We start from the raw sequence: 14022 nt of genomic DNA, 5'->3' as shown, positions 1-14022 counted from the left end.
GATTGTGTGCACATGCACACCCATCAATTCAAAATTCAAAATCCTTCATTCATAGTTTTATTGTGCTGTTGCTATCACTACAGAGTTTTCAGGTATTTGCGGAATCGACAGCCTTTCCATCCTTCCAGGCCTTAGTCGATCAGACGGAGGTCGGCGGCACCCTTGTCCCATCACCGGGGACCTATGCGGGACCGGTCACGATCAGCGAGCCTTTGACAATAGACGGACAGGGGAAAGTTACCATCGACGCGGGGGGTAAGGGATCGGTTATCGTCCTGGAAACCGATGGCGCGACCCTGAAGAATCTCCATTTGACCAACTCCGGTGAATCTCACAACACCATCGATTCCGGGGTACAGGTGCGTGGTGATTTCAATGTCATCAAAGACAATGTCATCGATAACACCCTCTTCGGTATCGACCTGCAACAGTCAAAAAACAATATCGTGCGCGGCAATCGCATCTCCTCAAAGCCGCTTGAACTCGGAGTGCGCGGGGATGCCATCCGACTCTGGTACAGCTTTGACAACAAGATTACGGACAACATCATCCGCAACTCGAGGGATACGGTGGTCTGGTACTCCCGGGACAACCTGATCGCACGCAACGACGCACGTGGCGGTCGTTACTCACTCCACTTTATGTATTCCCAGTACAACGAGGTTGCAGACAACCATTACGAAAACAATTCTGTCGGTATATTCGTCATGTACAGCGACGGCGTGCATTTGAAAAACAACTACATCGCCCATGCCACCGGCGCCACAGGGATGGGTATAGGTTTCAAGGAGACCTCCGATGTGGTGGTCACCGGAAACCAGGTGCTCTATTGCGCCACCGGTCTCTATCTCGATGTTTCGCCGTTTCAGCCGGACTCCATCAACCGTATTGAAAACAACTTGATTGCCTACAGCGGTATCGGGGTGCTGTTTCTCAACGACTGGACCGGCAATCATCTGATCGGCAACAGTTTCAAAGGCAATATCACACAAGTGGCGGTGTCGGGCGGCGGCAAGACGGCCAATCGCAATCTGTGGCAGGCCAACTACTGGGATGACTACGAGGGTTTCGATATCGACCGTGATCAGGTGGGTGACAAACCTTACGAGCTGTTCAGCTATGCCGACCGGATATGGATGGATGTGCCATCGGCACGTTTCTTCAAGGGGTCCCCTGTGCTCGAAGTGATGGATTTTCTGGAACGCCTCGCGCCCTTCACGCAACCCAACATGCTGGTGCGGGACAAACAACCCCGGATGAGCACAGCAGCTGCCACACTGACAACGGAGTCGTCCATCCCCGGGTCGGCGGACGATGCCGATATGACTGAGCAATCCGAATCACCGTCGGAACAGAGTGAGCAAGCCTTCGACGCCTACAAGGCATTGCGCGAGTCACTGGGACGTTGAGAGGCATCATTGAGATGAGCGAGAGAAAAACGGCGAAAAAAAGGAACAAACGGCCTTTGACGCCCAAGCGCAGGGAACAGAGCCGTCGTGAGTTTTTGCGCGCCACGGTCTTGACCGCCGGCGTGGTCGGTATCTCGTTGTTGGGATTCGTGCCGGTCATGCAGGGAAAGGCGATGCGGCTGCGTCCGCCCGGCGCCTTGAAAACCCCGCAAGACGAGCAGGAGTTCTTTGCCTCATGCATCAAATGCGGCCAATGTGTTCAGGTCTGTCCGGTGGAGGCGATCAAACTGGCGGATCTGCCCGACGGTTTCGGAATCGGACTCCCCTATATCGATGCCAGGGCACAGGCCTGCGACTTCTCCTGCGACGGTCTGCAGTGCGTTCTGGCCTGTCCCACAGGCGCCTTGACCCATGACCTGGACTACCCGGCGGATACCCGTATGGGTTTTGCCAGGCTGGCACGCCCCAAGGCCTGTCTCGCCATGCAGGGAAAAGGCTTTAAAGGGCAGGCGAGGGGAGCTGACTACCAGGGACTGCTGCGCTATGAGGAGGTCGATCGCTGGAATCCCATACCCGTGGCGGATTACCCCTACGATCTGGAGATCTGCGACCTCTGCGTACGTCAGTGTCCAATCGAAATCCGTATCACCCAGTGCGAGACAGCAGAGACCGACAAACCGCAGCAGCTGGCTCGTGTGGCTCAGCAGATGGGCAACGAGTGTCCGCCCAAGCATGCCATTACCCTGGAGCCGGTGGATCAGGGCGACGGCATCAAGCGCCTGCGACCGACGGTCCAGGAGGGCTGTGTCGGCTGCGGAGTGTGCGAAATGATCTGTCCGGTGGAGAGTGCCGCCATTGTGGTCGATCTGGATAAAAACGCCGATACGGTAATGGGGGGCTGATATGGATTATGTCAAAGACTCCCTGTTACAGGTTTTCGGCTATAAGCGCCCCAGACCAAGCAAGGATCAACAGAGCCCGGAAGTCAGGAAAATCTATGAAGGCAAGCGGGGTGCCCTGTCGAAGGCGGATCTGGAAGCGTTGCGGGATGAGCACAAAGGCCCCTTTTTCAGCAAGTGGAAGAAGCGCCGATGGATTACTCTGATCATCGTGAACCTGCTGTTTGTCGCTTCCTTCTATTTCGACGTGCAGTTGGTGGAAGGCTCTCTCACCGGTGCGCGGGTCATCGGTTTCCACTTCGCCGACCTCAATTCCGCCCTACAGGTCGCCCTGGCCTACAAACATATCGTGCTCAATCTGGTGATCGGTATGGTCACGGTGTTCGTGATGTGGATGCTGCTGGGCGGACGCACCTTCTGTGCCTGGGTCTGTCCCTACCATCTGTTGTCCGAATGGACCGAATACCTTCATCTTTGGCTGGTCGAAAAGAAGATCATCAAGAACCATACCTTCAGCCGCAAGGTGCGAAGCGTTTTCTATATCATCTTCGCGCTATTGGCACTGGTCACCGGCTATACGGTTTTCGAAACCATTTCGCCCACCGGCATCCTCAGCCGGGCATTGATCTACGGGCCGGGTATCGCGCTACTCTGGGTGGGGGTGCTGCTCCTGTTCGAGGTCTTCTATTCCCGCCGGGCCTGGTGCCGATATGTCTGTCCCATCGGTGTAACCTATGGCATGGTGGGGGTGCTCTCCCCGATAAGGGTCAAGTACAACGCCGAGGCCTGTCATCACGAGGGCGATTGCCGAAAGGTCTGTATGGTGCCCCATGTATTGGACCTGACGATCCGCGGCGGCGCCAGTGATGTGAATCAGGATGTGACATCCGATTGCACCCGCTGCGGCATGTGCGTGGATATCTGCCCCACCAGCTCTCTGACCTTCGAGGTCAAAGGGTTGAGTAAGATGCTCAAATAGTGCTGACAGGAACCGGATACAGGCTATGATCCAATTTGAAAACATCGTCAAACGATTTCGCCGGCATCGGGTACTCAAGGGCATTGATCTCACCATCGAACGGGGTCACCGGGTTGCCCTGGTCGGCTCCAACGGGGCGGGGAAAACCACGCTGATCCGCTGCCTGCTCGGTGAATACATCTGCGAGGGCAGGGTGTTGGTGGATGGATTGGATCCGCGCCAGAATCGCCGTGAGGTGCTGTCAAAAGTGGGGTTTGTGCCCCAACTGCCGCCACCCCTGCACATGCCGGTGGGGCAACTGATCCGTTTCTCCGCCACCCTGTGCGACAGCGATCCGGCACGCATGATCGGCGTGGCGGAGCAACTCGGCTTCGACGCCGGGCGTTTTCACCATCACGCCTTTGTAAAACTCTCCGGCGGCCAGAAGCAGAAACTGTTGATCGCCATCGCACTGGGGAGAGAGAGTGAGTTGCTGGTGATGGATGAGCCTGCCGCCAATCTGGATCCGGAAGCAAGGCATATCTTCTTCAAACTCCTGGCGGAGAAGAAGGAGCGGGCGGCAATGCTCATATCGAGCCATCGGCTGGATGAAGTGGCCAGCCTGGTGAATCGGGTGATCGAGATGGACCAGGGAGAGATCGTCCTGGATGACCGGGTGGCCGATCTGGTGGAACTCTCATCACAACTCAACTGCACTATCCGGCTGCTGCAACCCGAGGCTGCATTCGCCAAGGCCATCGCCGAGTGGGGATTCAGCGACGTGGAAGCGGGGCTGGTGTGGCAAGGCACCATTGCCGGACCGGATCGCCTGCGTTTTCTCAGTCTGCTCTCCCGCTATGCCGCACTGCTTTCGAGTTTAGAGATCTCCGAGGCCGAAGGGGAGGGGATATTGCTGAACCAGGGGAGCAGCATCAATGTGGTTTAGATCCCTGTTTCTGGCGATGATGCTGGCTGTAGTGTTCCTGCTGATCGGCTGTTCTGGAGACAGCGGTAGTGGTCCCCTGGCGATTAAATGGGACAGGGATGCCTGCGAACGCTGTCGCATGGTATTGAGTGATCGCTCTCACTCGGCCCAGATCCGCTATTTTCCACCGCACAAACAACGATCGGCAGTAGCCCGCTTCGATGATATCGGCTGCGCTGTCCTGTGGTTATCGGAAAAACCCTGGCAACAGGACCCCAGAACCGAGATTTGGGTCACCGATCATCGAACTGGGGAATGGATCGATGCCACCCGGGCAATCTATGTGAAAGGCCATCACACACCCATGGAGTATGGCTTGGGCGCGCAAACGGAGGCGGCACCCGACGGACTCAACTTCGCCCAGGCGAAGGAGCATATCCGCAGTGTGGAGCAACAGAACCAGATACACACGGCCCATCTGCTGCAACGCTTCAAGGAACAGGAAGCGCGCAGAGCGTCTGACAAAGGAAAGGATGCGGATAGAGGTGGGGATTGAATGATGGCGATAATAACTTTCTCTCATCGAACGGGAGTCGAAAATCCATGAAATATCTCTGGCTCGCGGCCTACACCGATATCATTGAATCCCTGCGGGCGCGCTGGTTCATGGTCTACGCCATGGTATTTGGTGGATTGGTGGTCATCCTGTTCGCCTTCGGTCTGGCCGAGTCGCGCATCATGGGTTTTACCGGCCTTTCACGGCTGTTGATCACCTACATCCAACTCTCCATGGCGATGCTGCCCATCTTTGTCCTGATCACTACCGTGAGATCGGTGGCCGGTGACCGGGAGGCGGGTGTCTTCGAGTATCTGCTCTCCCTGCCGATCACTCTCAGCGCCTGGTTCTGGGGACGTGTTTTCGGCCGCTTCTTCGTCGTTTTTCTGCCTGTCTTTCTCGCCATGCTCGGCGCCACAGCCTGGGGAACGGTCAAAGGGGTCGAGGTGCCCTGGCATCTGCTGCTCTATTACAGTGGTCTGCTGATGGCCCTGGCCTGGTGCTTTCTGGGGATCGGTATGTTGATCTCCACCCTGACACGCAGTACCGATGTGGCCCAGGGCGCCGCCTTTGTGGTCTGGTTGACCCTGTTGCTGTTTCTCGACCTGATCCTGTTGGGGATTTTGATCCAGGAACACCTGCCGCCGGAGACGGCGGTGGCGATCGCACTCACCAATCCGATGCAGGTATTCCGTACCGCCACCATGATGCTGTTCGATCCCCAGCTGGTGCTGCTGGGACCCACCGCCTACGTGATATTGGATAACTTCGGCCTGAGTGGCTACATCACCTACGCAATGCTCTATCCCATCGCATTGGGTACGGCCTGTGCCGGTCTGGGATTTGTTATGTTCAAGCGAAGTGATTTGCCCTAGGGCCACAGTTCATGCAGTCTGCGGATAAATCCAACGGAACCTTGTGGGTATCGCTGGGTATGCTACTGATCGCTGCATCGGTTGTCGCGCTGATTAAAGCCTGGCCGATCCTGTTTCCCGATGTTGTGGTCGAGCTGACTGCCGATCCGATGTGCGATCTGCGGGCCGGGCCCTGTGTCACCAAGCTGGACGAAGGCGCTCAGGTCAGCCTCTCCATCGAACCCAGGGAGCTGCCGACGATGACACCGCTCAAGGTGCAAGTCAGGGTTCAAGACCTGCGGGCGGAGAGCATCGAGGTCGATTTCAGCGGTGTGAATATGCAGATGGGCTTCAACCGCTTCAAACTGCAGCATGACTCTGCGACAGAGTTCAGCGGGGAGGGAATGCTGCCAGTCTGTGTCTGGGACGCCATGGAGTGGGAGGCCAAGGTACTTATTGACAGTAGGCGGGGAAAGATCTCAGTACCCTATCGCTTTATCACGGCACGGCAGGGTGTGCCGTTGCTGGGCGCAGGCACTTAACCGAATACACGATTCACGCTCAGTCGTCGAGGATGGAGAGATAGGCGAATATGTCGGTCAGTTCGTCATCACTGAAATCCGACAACAGCTCCTCTTCCGGTGCATCCTCGTCGTGAATACGGATCTTCTCCCGGTACTTTTTCACCTGCCGCCAAAGATAGTTTGTATATTGGCCGGCGAGCATCGGCACCGCCTTTTCCTTGTCTCCCATCCCATCGCGTCCATGACAGGAGGCGCACTCCTTCCTGTAGATTTTCTGGCCCTTTTCCAGATCACCCGGGGCGCGTGGAATCTGCATCAGGCGTTTGGATTCCAACAGACGCTGATAGGCGTTGAAACCCGGCGCGGTTTCATCCACCGGCGGCAGTTTTGTCTTCAATTTTATCTGCTCGAGAAATTTCGAAATGTCTTCAATATCCTGATCGGGCATCTGTCGATCATCCACATACTCCACCATCGCCAGATTGGGACGAATACGGTCACGAAAGAGGTGCAGCTGCTTGGCCAGGAAGGCGCTCGGCATCCCCGCCAGCCGGGGATACTCCCCCTCCTTGCCGCCCTGACCGTATTCACCATGACAGCCGGCGCATACCTCATTGATCTCTTCACCGTTTTCAAAATCGAAAGCGGGACTCAACGTTGGCAGTATGGAGAGGCAGATTAAGATAAAAGGCCTTGGCATCGGATTGGAATCAGGTCGTCATACAGGTGAGTCTGCTGAAATCTATGTGTAATCACGGCGATTTGACCACAGTTAGAAAAGATCCGTTTGACGTTAATCAAAATAGTTGCTTCAGTAAATGTACTAAAAATGGGGATATTGAAGGGCAGGGATGTTGTATGGAATGATCGCTTATCTTGTTTGTAATTGCTATTCAGCAATGGCGGGTTGCTCGCTGGGACAGACAATTTAATCATGGTCATCTTTGGGGATTGAAGCATAATTATCGGTAGCGGTCTCGCCGATCGAGGCGGGATGGCACACACAGCCCCCGTCATGTGCAGCGGCAACCAGTTCCTGCAATATACCGCACTCACCGGCGGTTTTCTGGTCGTGGCATTGATCACGCAGTACCAATAACTGACTCTCCAGGGTGCGCAGGCTTGCGATACGTGCCTGTACCTGAATGAGCTGGCCCTCGATCAGCCGATCAATGGCATCGCATTTCACATCGGGGTGGGTGACGAACTCCAACAGGCGGGAAATATCCGCCAACGACATGTCCAAGGCCCTGCAATGGCGGATGAAGGCGAGACGCTCGAGATGGCGTGTGCCGTAATCCCGGTATCCGTTTTGACGCCGCGGCGGTGGCGGTAACAAGCCGGCCTTTTCGTAGTAACGCACTGTATCGGTCTTCATTGCGGCACGTTTCGCCAGTTCGCCAATACGCATAGCCGATCCCCCTGGTTCTCACTTACAGGAAATTTCAGAAAGATTACACTATTGACCTTGGAGTGGCTCCATGGTTTCAAATAATCTTATAGAATCAGTCGGAGTGAAATGGCATGCCTGCGTGCTGTTCTTCAGATCATTGTTCATCTGACCACGCCTCTGTCGATCCTCGATTCCGCAAGGCGTTGTGGGTGGCCCTGATCGTCAATACCATCATGTTCGCGGTGGAGATCGCGGGCGGCTTGCATGCCGGATCGGTGTCCCTGCTGGCGGATGCGGTCGACTTCGCCGGTGATGCCGCGAACTATGCATTGTCTTTGACCGTGCTGTCACTGGGACTGATGTGGCGGGCCCGGGCGGCTCTGGTGAAGGGTCTAACGATGGGGGGATACGGCCTGTTCGTAGTGGGCAAGAGCGCTTGGGCGGCCCTGTATGGTGTCGCACCCGAACCCTATACCATGGGCATCATCGGTTTGCTGGCGTTGAGCGCCAACCTGAGTGTTGCATTGATGCTGTACACCTTCCGTGACGGGGATGCGAACATGCGCTCTGTGTGGCTGTGCAGCCGTAATGACGCGATCGTCAATTTGACCATCATCGTTGCCGCTTTGGGGGTCTTGGGCTCCGGCACGCGCTGGCCGGATCTGATTGTCGCTGTAATGATATCCAGTCTTGCGCTGACCTCCGCGTTTACAGTGGTTCGCCAAGCACGCAAGGAGATCGCCATGGCGATGACGTTTCCAGTCGCAATGAGTACGCCGGAGTGCGGCGACAAGCAATCACAGGCGGATATCTGAAACTGGAGCGTATCGATTCAATGTATGCGCACATAGGCGGTGTCTCTGTACACGCAGACAATGAAGCGTTGACTATCAGAACTCACATTCCAAGAGGAAATGCTGAGGTATATTGGATCTTAGGGCAGGGATCTCTGCTCTCCAGTCACAACTGAGATGCGTGAAAACATGGTTAAAGACGCGTGAAAGACCGACGTTATTCTTTGAAATCCACTGTTTTCAAATGTGTTGTCAGAGACTCGAGTAAATCATAGAGGAAGCCGATATATTTTTTGTCGTCAGTGACGTCAAAGACATCAGTACTTAGTTGTTTGATTTTTTGATTGGCGATCATCGGACTGCTGGTACAGATCTCATCGATCAATTTCGCTGCATTCGTCAACACCTGTTTGTGTCCTTTTTGATGCTCAACAAAATCAGGATAAAAGTGTTGTGACATGTACTGCTCTTCAAATGCAAAATGGTCCTCAATTTCGGCAAGGATAGTTCCGAGTCTATTTTTGAGATTAATGGTATCCCCTTGATTCAGCATATTAGTGATATTCTTAATCTGCGTACCGAGCTGAATGTGTTGCCGGTTAATCTCTTTGATATGGGCATCCAATCGTTTGCTGATGCAATTAAAAACCTCTTGAATAAATCTGCGAGGATCATAAGGCTTCAATATGGCGGCACAGACATTTTTCTTTGTGGTTTGCTGGAAAATGCTGGAGCTACTATCTGAGGTGAGTACAAGTTTGGGTATTTTTCGCCAACCGGACCGTCTCGACATGAGCTCCATCAGCTGACTTGCGCCGATGCGGACATTTCCATTCAGGGGAAGATCTGTATCGACGATCACCAGGTCCGGAGGATCGCTCTCGATGATCAGGTTCCAGGCCTTCGGACCGCATTCGGCCTTATTGACCAGAAATTTTTCCGGTGCAAGCATCAGATTGATCAGTTGGGAGTCAATGCCAGGCGGCTCAATCAGCAGAGTAGTGAAATGCATGGTCGAAGTCAGTCGTTTTACTTAATATTTTCATTATGATAGCGACATCATAAAATCGAATGTGCACATTATCTTAAAAAGTGGGCATTTGTTATGAGTACTTCTCAATATAACGGCAGTATTTTTAGAACATTAAATCATTCTGACAGCGACCAATTGAAACCGACATCACTGGAATGGCGCTAAACAGGGTCAACTCCCTGGTTGATTCAACCATAATTATGGTATGGATATCCTGATTTGTAAGATATGTATTAAGAAAACCTGAGGAACATATTCAACCATAGTCAATTTATGGAATAAAATACCACTCGTCCATATATATTCAGAATTCACACTAGAAATCGGAGTAAACTGTGAAAATAATTATCCTCCTCTGTTCTGCAGTAGCCCTGATTTTTGCAGTGTTATCAGCTCATGGATTCGACCTGCATTTTCTGAAAAATTCACCGGCAAGATATTTTACGAAACAGGATTGGGACATTGCCAAAACGGCCGCCAGAGACATACTGAAAAACCGTGAATTGGGAGATAGTGTTATGTGGGACAATCCTGACTCCGGGAATTCAGGCAAATTAACGATTCTGAAAGCAGGCAAAAGCAGCGGGAAGCTTTGCAAAAAGCTAAAAATCACCAATCGCGCAAAAGGGCAGGAGCACACATCAAATTCTATATTTTGCAAGCAACCTGATGGAAAATGGAAAGCTGTAATAAAATAATAGAATGCCTGCAAATCTATGTGGAAGTCACTGGATTCTTTCTTTTTTTTAAAAAAAGCACAAACGCATTTAGACACAAATAATCTATTGTTGTAGATCATCTTTAATCCGCCTGACAGTTATCGACTACCACTATATGAGGTTAATAATGTTGGCTGTAATTTTTGAGGTTTACCCCACTGATATAGGTAAGGATGAATATCTGAGCATTGCCGCAGATCTCAGGAAATTTCTCGAGGACAGAGACGGATTCATCTCAATCGAGCGATTTAAAAGCCTGGTGGATGAGAAAAAGATTCTGAGCCTTTCCTTCTGGCGTGATGAGACTGCGGTTGAAGCATGGCGCAATCTCATGGAACACAGAGCGGCTCAGCGCAAAGGTAAAGAGCGCCTTTTCAATTCCTATCGGATACGTGTCGCGGAAGTAGTCCGTGACTACAGCGATACGGATCGAGAACAAGCCCCGTCTGACTCAAAAATCAAGTTAGATTAACTTTATATTAAAATCTGCGCTGAAAACTATCGCTGACCATAAATATGGAGGCAGGGAATCCATGGCAATCACTCTGGCATTCGATGTTTACGGTACTTTGATCGATACCCATGGAGTCGTGTCAGAGTTGAACGGCATGGTTCAGGACAAAGCTGAAGCCTTCTCACATAAATGGCGGGAAAAACAGTTGGAATACTCGTTTCGCCGCGGACTCATGCAAAACTACGTAACCTTCGATGTGTGTACCAAGCATGCGCTCGATTACGTGTGTGAGTTTTTCAATACACCGCTATCCGTCAGTCAAAAGCAGCATATGCTTGATTTCTACAAAACCTTGCCGGCCTTCATGGACGCTAAGGAGAGCCTCTCGGCATTCAGCCAAAGAGGTTACAGGCTGTTTGCGTTCTCAAATGGCACATCACGTGCAGTTGAAAGTTTGCTGGAATCAGCCGGTATCAAAGCGTATTTCACCGATATCATCAGTGTGGACGACATAAAATCATTCAAACCCAATCCTGCTGTGTACAGTCACTTTTTGAGAAAATCCAAAGCTCATGGCGGTCAGTCCTGGCTTGTTTCCAGTAATCCGTTCGATGTCATCGGCGCCATTTCGTCAGGAATGAATGCAGCATGGGTTAAGCGTTCAGGTGGGATCATATTTGATCCTTGGGGGATCGAACCAACTCTTACTGTCGAGGATCTGAGAGATTTAACAGAGCAGTTACCTAAACACGTCAACACAAGATAACTCATTAAAATGGCACGAAGTTAACCCTGATGACATAGCGTTGATCACAATTAGCGGCATTGTTTCTCACCATTTAGTATTGGATTTACTTGACTCAACATGACTTATCAATTAGTCACACTTAGGTAGGGCGGTGGGGGCGGCAACCTGAGTTTGCAATCGCATAAGAAAACAACTAAAGCGAGATTAATGTTGCCACTTGAAATAATCAATTGCATTATTGTAAAGCACCTTTTGCGCAACTTCGGTTGGTAGCTGCTTTAACCACTCACGATGAAAGCCGAGGAAACGTGAAATTTGCTGCCAGCCTGTATCAGGCTCGTCCCAGGAATTGAGCTGCTCAACCGGCCAAACCGGATCGGAGCCGATCATAAAGCGGTTCGGGTAAGTGATCACGAGATCTCTCCAATCGGCTTTTAAAACTCCCGTCTCATCGATAATAGGCCTACCCACATGCCGCCAAGGATCACGAGCCGACAACTCTACACTGAGATTTTCACAATCTCTCAATGCACGAGCAACCTCATCCGGCGGTAGAACCGAACCGGCATGCGCCCACAGAAAGCGGGTTTTCGGATGCGCGCTGCAGAAACCAATCAGATAATCTGCCTTGGAAAATTCCGTGTGAACAAGAACGGGCACATCAAACACCGCTGCAAGTTCAAACAGACCGGAGATATTCGGGTGCTTCCAATCACTGATAAAGCCGCTGATCATGTGAAGCTCACCGATACCCCGGTAGTTACCCGATTCCAATGCCTGTCGGACACGCCCAACTAATTCGTTATCGCGATACCAGTTAGACCAGTCGATACGATCCTGATAGATCCCATAAATAGGGATCACGATGTCGGGTGCCAACTGTTGCAGCTCAAGCGCCAGTTCAGGGGGAGTGCCGGTCACAACCGCTAGCCTGACATTGTTATCACGTAAGATATTGATGGCTTGTTCCGGTTCCGTGACCTCTTTCTGATTCCACTTCCAGTGCAGATGAACATCCGCCAGCTTTGTCGGCCGTTCGTTACTAACACAGGGTAAAGGCACTGCGAACAGTGGAAGCAGGGCAGCAAACGTTGCGGATACGATGAGTCTGTTCATGAATATACTGATGCACTATATCAATTGCGCCTCATCCAAATGTAGCGGATGAGGGCCCAATGCACATACCTGAATGTACTCGTGGACGTCCAAGCAATAATGTAAATAGTGTAGTGCGTAACCCACTGAAAAAATGTATTTAATCCAAGTAATTATGTAAATAGCACGCAGTACTTTATCCACCTGTATTGTAATGGTCAGATTCCAAGTATTTTAGTCAATTTTATGTCCAGTGTGATCATCTGCATTCAGCAGATGACTCATTATACGAATTATAAGGATGACATGGTCTGGTAACGGCCAAGACCAGCGGACGATGAAACGATCCTGATTGGTTCACACACTGATGGCCTCGTATCTTTTCTCTAGTGAGCTATGCTCTCCTTTGGACGAGAGATAACTAATCGTAACAATGTCTCGGCTTCTACCTCTCTTTACAGACGTCGAACAGTTGAAAGCTCAAGAAGCAGAGGGTCATAAATCAAGGAAGAAAAGCAGGCGATCGTCAAAACAGTATTCTTCAACAGAGGAGGATGAGATTATGTCTATGCATATCACTCTTGTGAACTTTACGGATCAAGGAATCCGAAATGTGAAAGAATCACCGGATCGGTACGAAGCTTTCAAGGTACTCGCAGAACAAATGGGTTTAACAGTTATGGGCGTCTACTACACTGTCGGGCATTATGACATGGTGGTGATCTTGGAGGGGAGCGACGAAGCGGCTACAGCGGCACTACTGAAGGTAGGCTCCCTCGGCAATATCCGGACGGAAACAATGCGGGCTTACTCAGTGGAGGGTATGAGAAAACTTGTCGAGAACTTATAGGCGTACTTTCGATTTTTGCACTAGCGCTGATCAGAACTGCTCATCATTACCCCGCCGCGGCGGGATTTTCGCCAAAGCAGCTCCTCTGATTGCGCATTGTAATAGACAGGACCTGGCCCTGACCACACGGGTGTTGATTGCTTTCAGTAATAATACCTAATCCCAATAGGTCGCAAATCGGTCTTATCTTATTAGGCAATGAGGCTAACAACAATAGAGTGTAGGGTGGGTAACTTCAGTCGGATCTATTCGGGTGAGGTGCACGCTGAATAGATAGAAAGGGTGAGAAATAAAGTGGGTGTCAGCTTATGACACGTTTGCTATCAAACTATAACTATAGTTTCTTATGCTCCATCTTATCGATACTCGAATAACACCGCTTGGTGGTTCTGTCTGTCTGTTTTTGTAGCGGTGTATATGGTATTTGCACGCTACTTGAATCCATTCTCATCAGGAGAGTCTGTCAAGGATGAGGTAGCGGAGCGCATCAATCCTGTGAAAAAGGCAGTATATAAATAACCGGTAGAATACCGGCAGCCACCACAAGCCAAAACACAAAAACAATCGGAAGTGCAATAACAGTTAGAGCGAGTGTAGGCCGAGCTTTTAAAAAACTCAAAAAAGAAAAAGAGGAAAGAGAAAGCGCGGAGCATCCACTCAAAAAAGTAGAGTTATACATCGGGGGTATTTAGCCGGGTAATCCCCCCGAAAAATAACGGGGTTCAAAAGTAGAGTTTTCCAATTATGATTACGAAAAGGAGAATCTACAATGAAGAAGTCCCGCTACAGCGAATCCCAGATCATATCGATC

16 protein-coding genes are annotated in these 14022 nt (G+C 51.2%); 12 read left to right on the top strand and 4 right to left on the bottom strand.

The window, feature by feature from the left end:
* Positions 1–62 precede the first annotated feature (62 nt).
* From nosD to CODIS_RS18730, 7 genes are read left to right on the top strand one after another with little or no spacing between them, the layout of a single operon-like run.
* The gene (gene nosD, locus CODIS_RS18760) at positions 63–1409 is read left to right on the top strand and encodes a nitrous oxide reductase family maturation protein NosD (RefSeq protein ID WP_235615286.1); all 1347 of its coding nucleotides are present in this window, start codon (positions 63–65) and stop codon (positions 1407–1409) included.
* Positions 1410–1423: 14 nt separating this feature from the next.
* Positions 1424–2311 (top strand): 4Fe-4S dicluster domain-containing protein, encoded by an 888-nt coding sequence (locus CODIS_RS18755; protein ID WP_069128188.1) that lies wholly within the window; start codon positions 1424–1426, stop codon positions 2309–2311.
* A 1-nt stretch (position 2312) separates the two neighbouring features.
* Positions 2313–3287 carry a NapH/MauN family ferredoxin-type protein gene (locus CODIS_RS18750; RefSeq protein WP_069128187.1) on the top strand — a complete coding sequence of 325 codons (975 nt, stop codon included), beginning with the start codon at positions 2313–2315 and terminating at the stop codon, positions 3285–3287.
* A 25-nt stretch (positions 3288–3312) separates the two neighbouring features.
* Positions 3313–4212 carry an ABC transporter ATP-binding protein gene (locus CODIS_RS18745; RefSeq protein WP_069128186.1) on the top strand — a complete coding sequence of 300 codons (900 nt, stop codon included), beginning with the start codon at positions 3313–3315 and terminating at the stop codon, positions 4210–4212.
* Positions 4202–4747, top strand: a complete 546-nt coding sequence (locus tag CODIS_RS18740; RefSeq protein WP_069128185.1) for a nitrous oxide reductase accessory protein NosL — start codon at positions 4202–4204, stop codon at positions 4745–4747. Before CODIS_RS18745 ends, CODIS_RS18740 begins: the two co-directional genes overlap by 11 nt.
* Before the next feature lie 47 nt (positions 4748–4794).
* Positions 4795–5622: an ABC transporter permease gene (locus tag CODIS_RS18735; protein WP_069128210.1), complete on the top strand. Its 828-nt coding sequence runs from the start codon at positions 4795–4797 to the stop codon at positions 5620–5622.
* Between the two features lie 11 nt (positions 5623–5633).
* Positions 5634–6143, top strand: coding sequence for a hypothetical protein (locus CODIS_RS18730; protein WP_069128184.1), 510 nt, complete (start codon positions 5634–5636; stop codon positions 6141–6143).
* Positions 6144–6162: 19 nt separating this feature from the next.
* On the opposite strand, the gene CODIS_RS18725 is transcribed toward CODIS_RS18730, so the two are convergent.
* Together CODIS_RS18725 and CODIS_RS18720 are read right to left on the bottom strand one after the other, a co-directional pair.
* A complete protein-coding gene (locus tag CODIS_RS18725; protein WP_069128183.1) occupies positions 6163–6825 on the bottom strand; it encodes a c-type cytochrome in 663 nt (220 codons plus the stop codon).
* Between the two features lie 228 nt (positions 6826–7053).
* Positions 7054–7536 carry a Cd(II)/Pb(II)-responsive transcriptional regulator gene (locus CODIS_RS18720; RefSeq protein ID WP_069128182.1) on the bottom strand — a complete coding sequence of 161 codons (483 nt, stop codon included), beginning with the start codon at positions 7534–7536 and terminating at the stop codon, positions 7054–7056.
* 113 nt (positions 7537–7649) lie between these two features.
* Between CODIS_RS18720 and CODIS_RS18715 the strand changes: the two genes are divergently transcribed.
* Positions 7650–8333 carry a cation efflux transmembrane domain-containing protein gene (locus CODIS_RS18715; protein WP_083220910.1) on the top strand — a complete coding sequence of 228 codons (684 nt, stop codon included), beginning with the start codon at positions 7650–7652 and terminating at the stop codon, positions 8331–8333.
* Between the two features lie 196 nt (positions 8334–8529).
* Here the strand turns inward: CODIS_RS18715 and CODIS_RS18710 are convergent, their stop codons facing one another.
* The gene (locus tag CODIS_RS18710; protein WP_069128181.1) at positions 8530–9324 is read right to left on the bottom strand and encodes a hemerythrin domain-containing protein; all 795 of its coding nucleotides are present in this window, start codon (positions 9322–9324) and stop codon (positions 8530–8532) included.
* 356 nt (positions 9325–9680) lie between these two features.
* On the opposite strand from CODIS_RS18710, the gene CODIS_RS18705 reads away from it, so the two are divergent.
* The 3 genes from CODIS_RS18705 to CODIS_RS18695 all read left to right on the top strand — a co-directional run bounded on the left by CODIS_RS18705 (position 9681) and on the right by CODIS_RS18695 (position 11284).
* Positions 9681–10043: an RT0821/Lpp0805 family surface protein gene (locus tag CODIS_RS18705; protein ID WP_069128180.1), complete on the top strand. Its 363-nt coding sequence runs from the start codon at positions 9681–9683 to the stop codon at positions 10041–10043.
* Positions 10044–10191: 148 nt separating this feature from the next.
* Complete coding sequence (locus tag CODIS_RS18700; protein ID WP_069128179.1) at positions 10192–10536, top strand: antibiotic biosynthesis monooxygenase family protein; 345 nt, start codon at positions 10192–10194, stop codon at positions 10534–10536.
* Positions 10537–10597: 61 nt separating this feature from the next.
* Positions 10598–11284, top strand: a complete 687-nt coding sequence (locus CODIS_RS18695) for a haloacid dehalogenase type II (protein ID WP_069128178.1) — start codon at positions 10598–10600, stop codon at positions 11282–11284.
* 186 nt (positions 11285–11470) lie between these two features.
* On the opposite strand, the gene CODIS_RS18690 is transcribed toward CODIS_RS18695, so the two are convergent.
* Positions 11471–12187: an amidohydrolase family protein gene (locus CODIS_RS18690; protein WP_162420287.1), complete on the bottom strand. Its 717-nt coding sequence runs from the start codon at positions 12185–12187 to the stop codon at positions 11471–11473.
* 607 nt (positions 12188–12794) lie between these two features.
* On the opposite strand from CODIS_RS18690, the gene CODIS_RS18685 reads away from it, so the two are divergent.
* Positions 12795–13211, top strand: a complete 417-nt coding sequence (locus CODIS_RS18685) for a GYD domain-containing protein (RefSeq protein WP_320410409.1) — start codon at positions 12795–12797, stop codon at positions 13209–13211.
* The last annotated feature ends 811 nt before the right edge of the window (positions 13212–14022 follow it).

This window comes from Candidatus Thiodiazotropha endolucinida (assembly GCF_001715975.1).
Classification (GTDB): Bacteria; Pseudomonadota; Gammaproteobacteria; order Chromatiales; family Chromatiaceae; genus Thiodiazotropha; species Thiodiazotropha endolucinida.
This window is presented reverse-complemented; position numbering and strand designations above follow the sequence as displayed.

Excerpts from the sequence above, each read along its gene's own strand:
- CODIS_RS18755 (WP_069128188.1), top strand. The coding sequence starts at position 1,424 with ATGAGCGAGAGAAAAACGGCGAAAAAAAGGAACAAACGGCCTTTGACG.
- CODIS_RS18750 (WP_069128187.1), top strand. The coding sequence starts at position 2,313 with ATGGATTATGTCAAAGACTCCCTGTTACAGGTTTTCGGCTATAAGCGC.
- CODIS_RS18745 (WP_069128186.1), top strand. The coding sequence starts at position 3,313 with ATGATCCAATTTGAAAACATCGTCAAACGATTTCGCCGGCATCGGGTA.
- CODIS_RS18740 (WP_069128185.1), top strand. The coding sequence starts at position 4,202 with ATGTGGTTTAGATCCCTGTTTCTGGCGATGATGCTGGCTGTAGTGTTC.
- CODIS_RS18735 (WP_069128210.1), top strand. The coding sequence starts at position 4,795 with ATGAAATATCTCTGGCTCGCGGCCTACACCGATATCATTGAATCCCTG.
- CODIS_RS18730 (WP_069128184.1), top strand. The coding sequence starts at position 5,634 with ATGCAGTCTGCGGATAAATCCAACGGAACCTTGTGGGTATCGCTGGGT.
- CODIS_RS18725 (WP_069128183.1), bottom strand. The coding sequence starts at position 6,825 with ATGCCAAGGCCTTTTATCTTAATCTGCCTCTCCATACTGCCAACGTTG.
- CODIS_RS18720 (WP_069128182.1), bottom strand. The coding sequence starts at position 7,536 with ATGCGTATTGGCGAACTGGCGAAACGTGCCGCAATGAAGACCGATACA.
- CODIS_RS18715 (WP_083220910.1), top strand. The coding sequence starts at position 7,650 with ATGCCTGCGTGCTGTTCTTCAGATCATTGTTCATCTGACCACGCCTCT.
- CODIS_RS18710 (WP_069128181.1), bottom strand. The coding sequence starts at position 9,324 with ATGCATTTCACTACTCTGCTGATTGAGCCGCCTGGCATTGACTCCCAA.
- CODIS_RS18700 (WP_069128179.1), top strand. The coding sequence starts at position 10,192 with ATGTTGGCTGTAATTTTTGAGGTTTACCCCACTGATATAGGTAAGGAT.
- CODIS_RS18695 (WP_069128178.1), top strand. The coding sequence starts at position 10,598 with ATGGCAATCACTCTGGCATTCGATGTTTACGGTACTTTGATCGATACC.
- CODIS_RS18685 (WP_320410409.1), top strand. The coding sequence starts at position 12,795 with ATGTCTCGGCTTCTACCTCTCTTTACAGACGTCGAACAGTTGAAAGCT.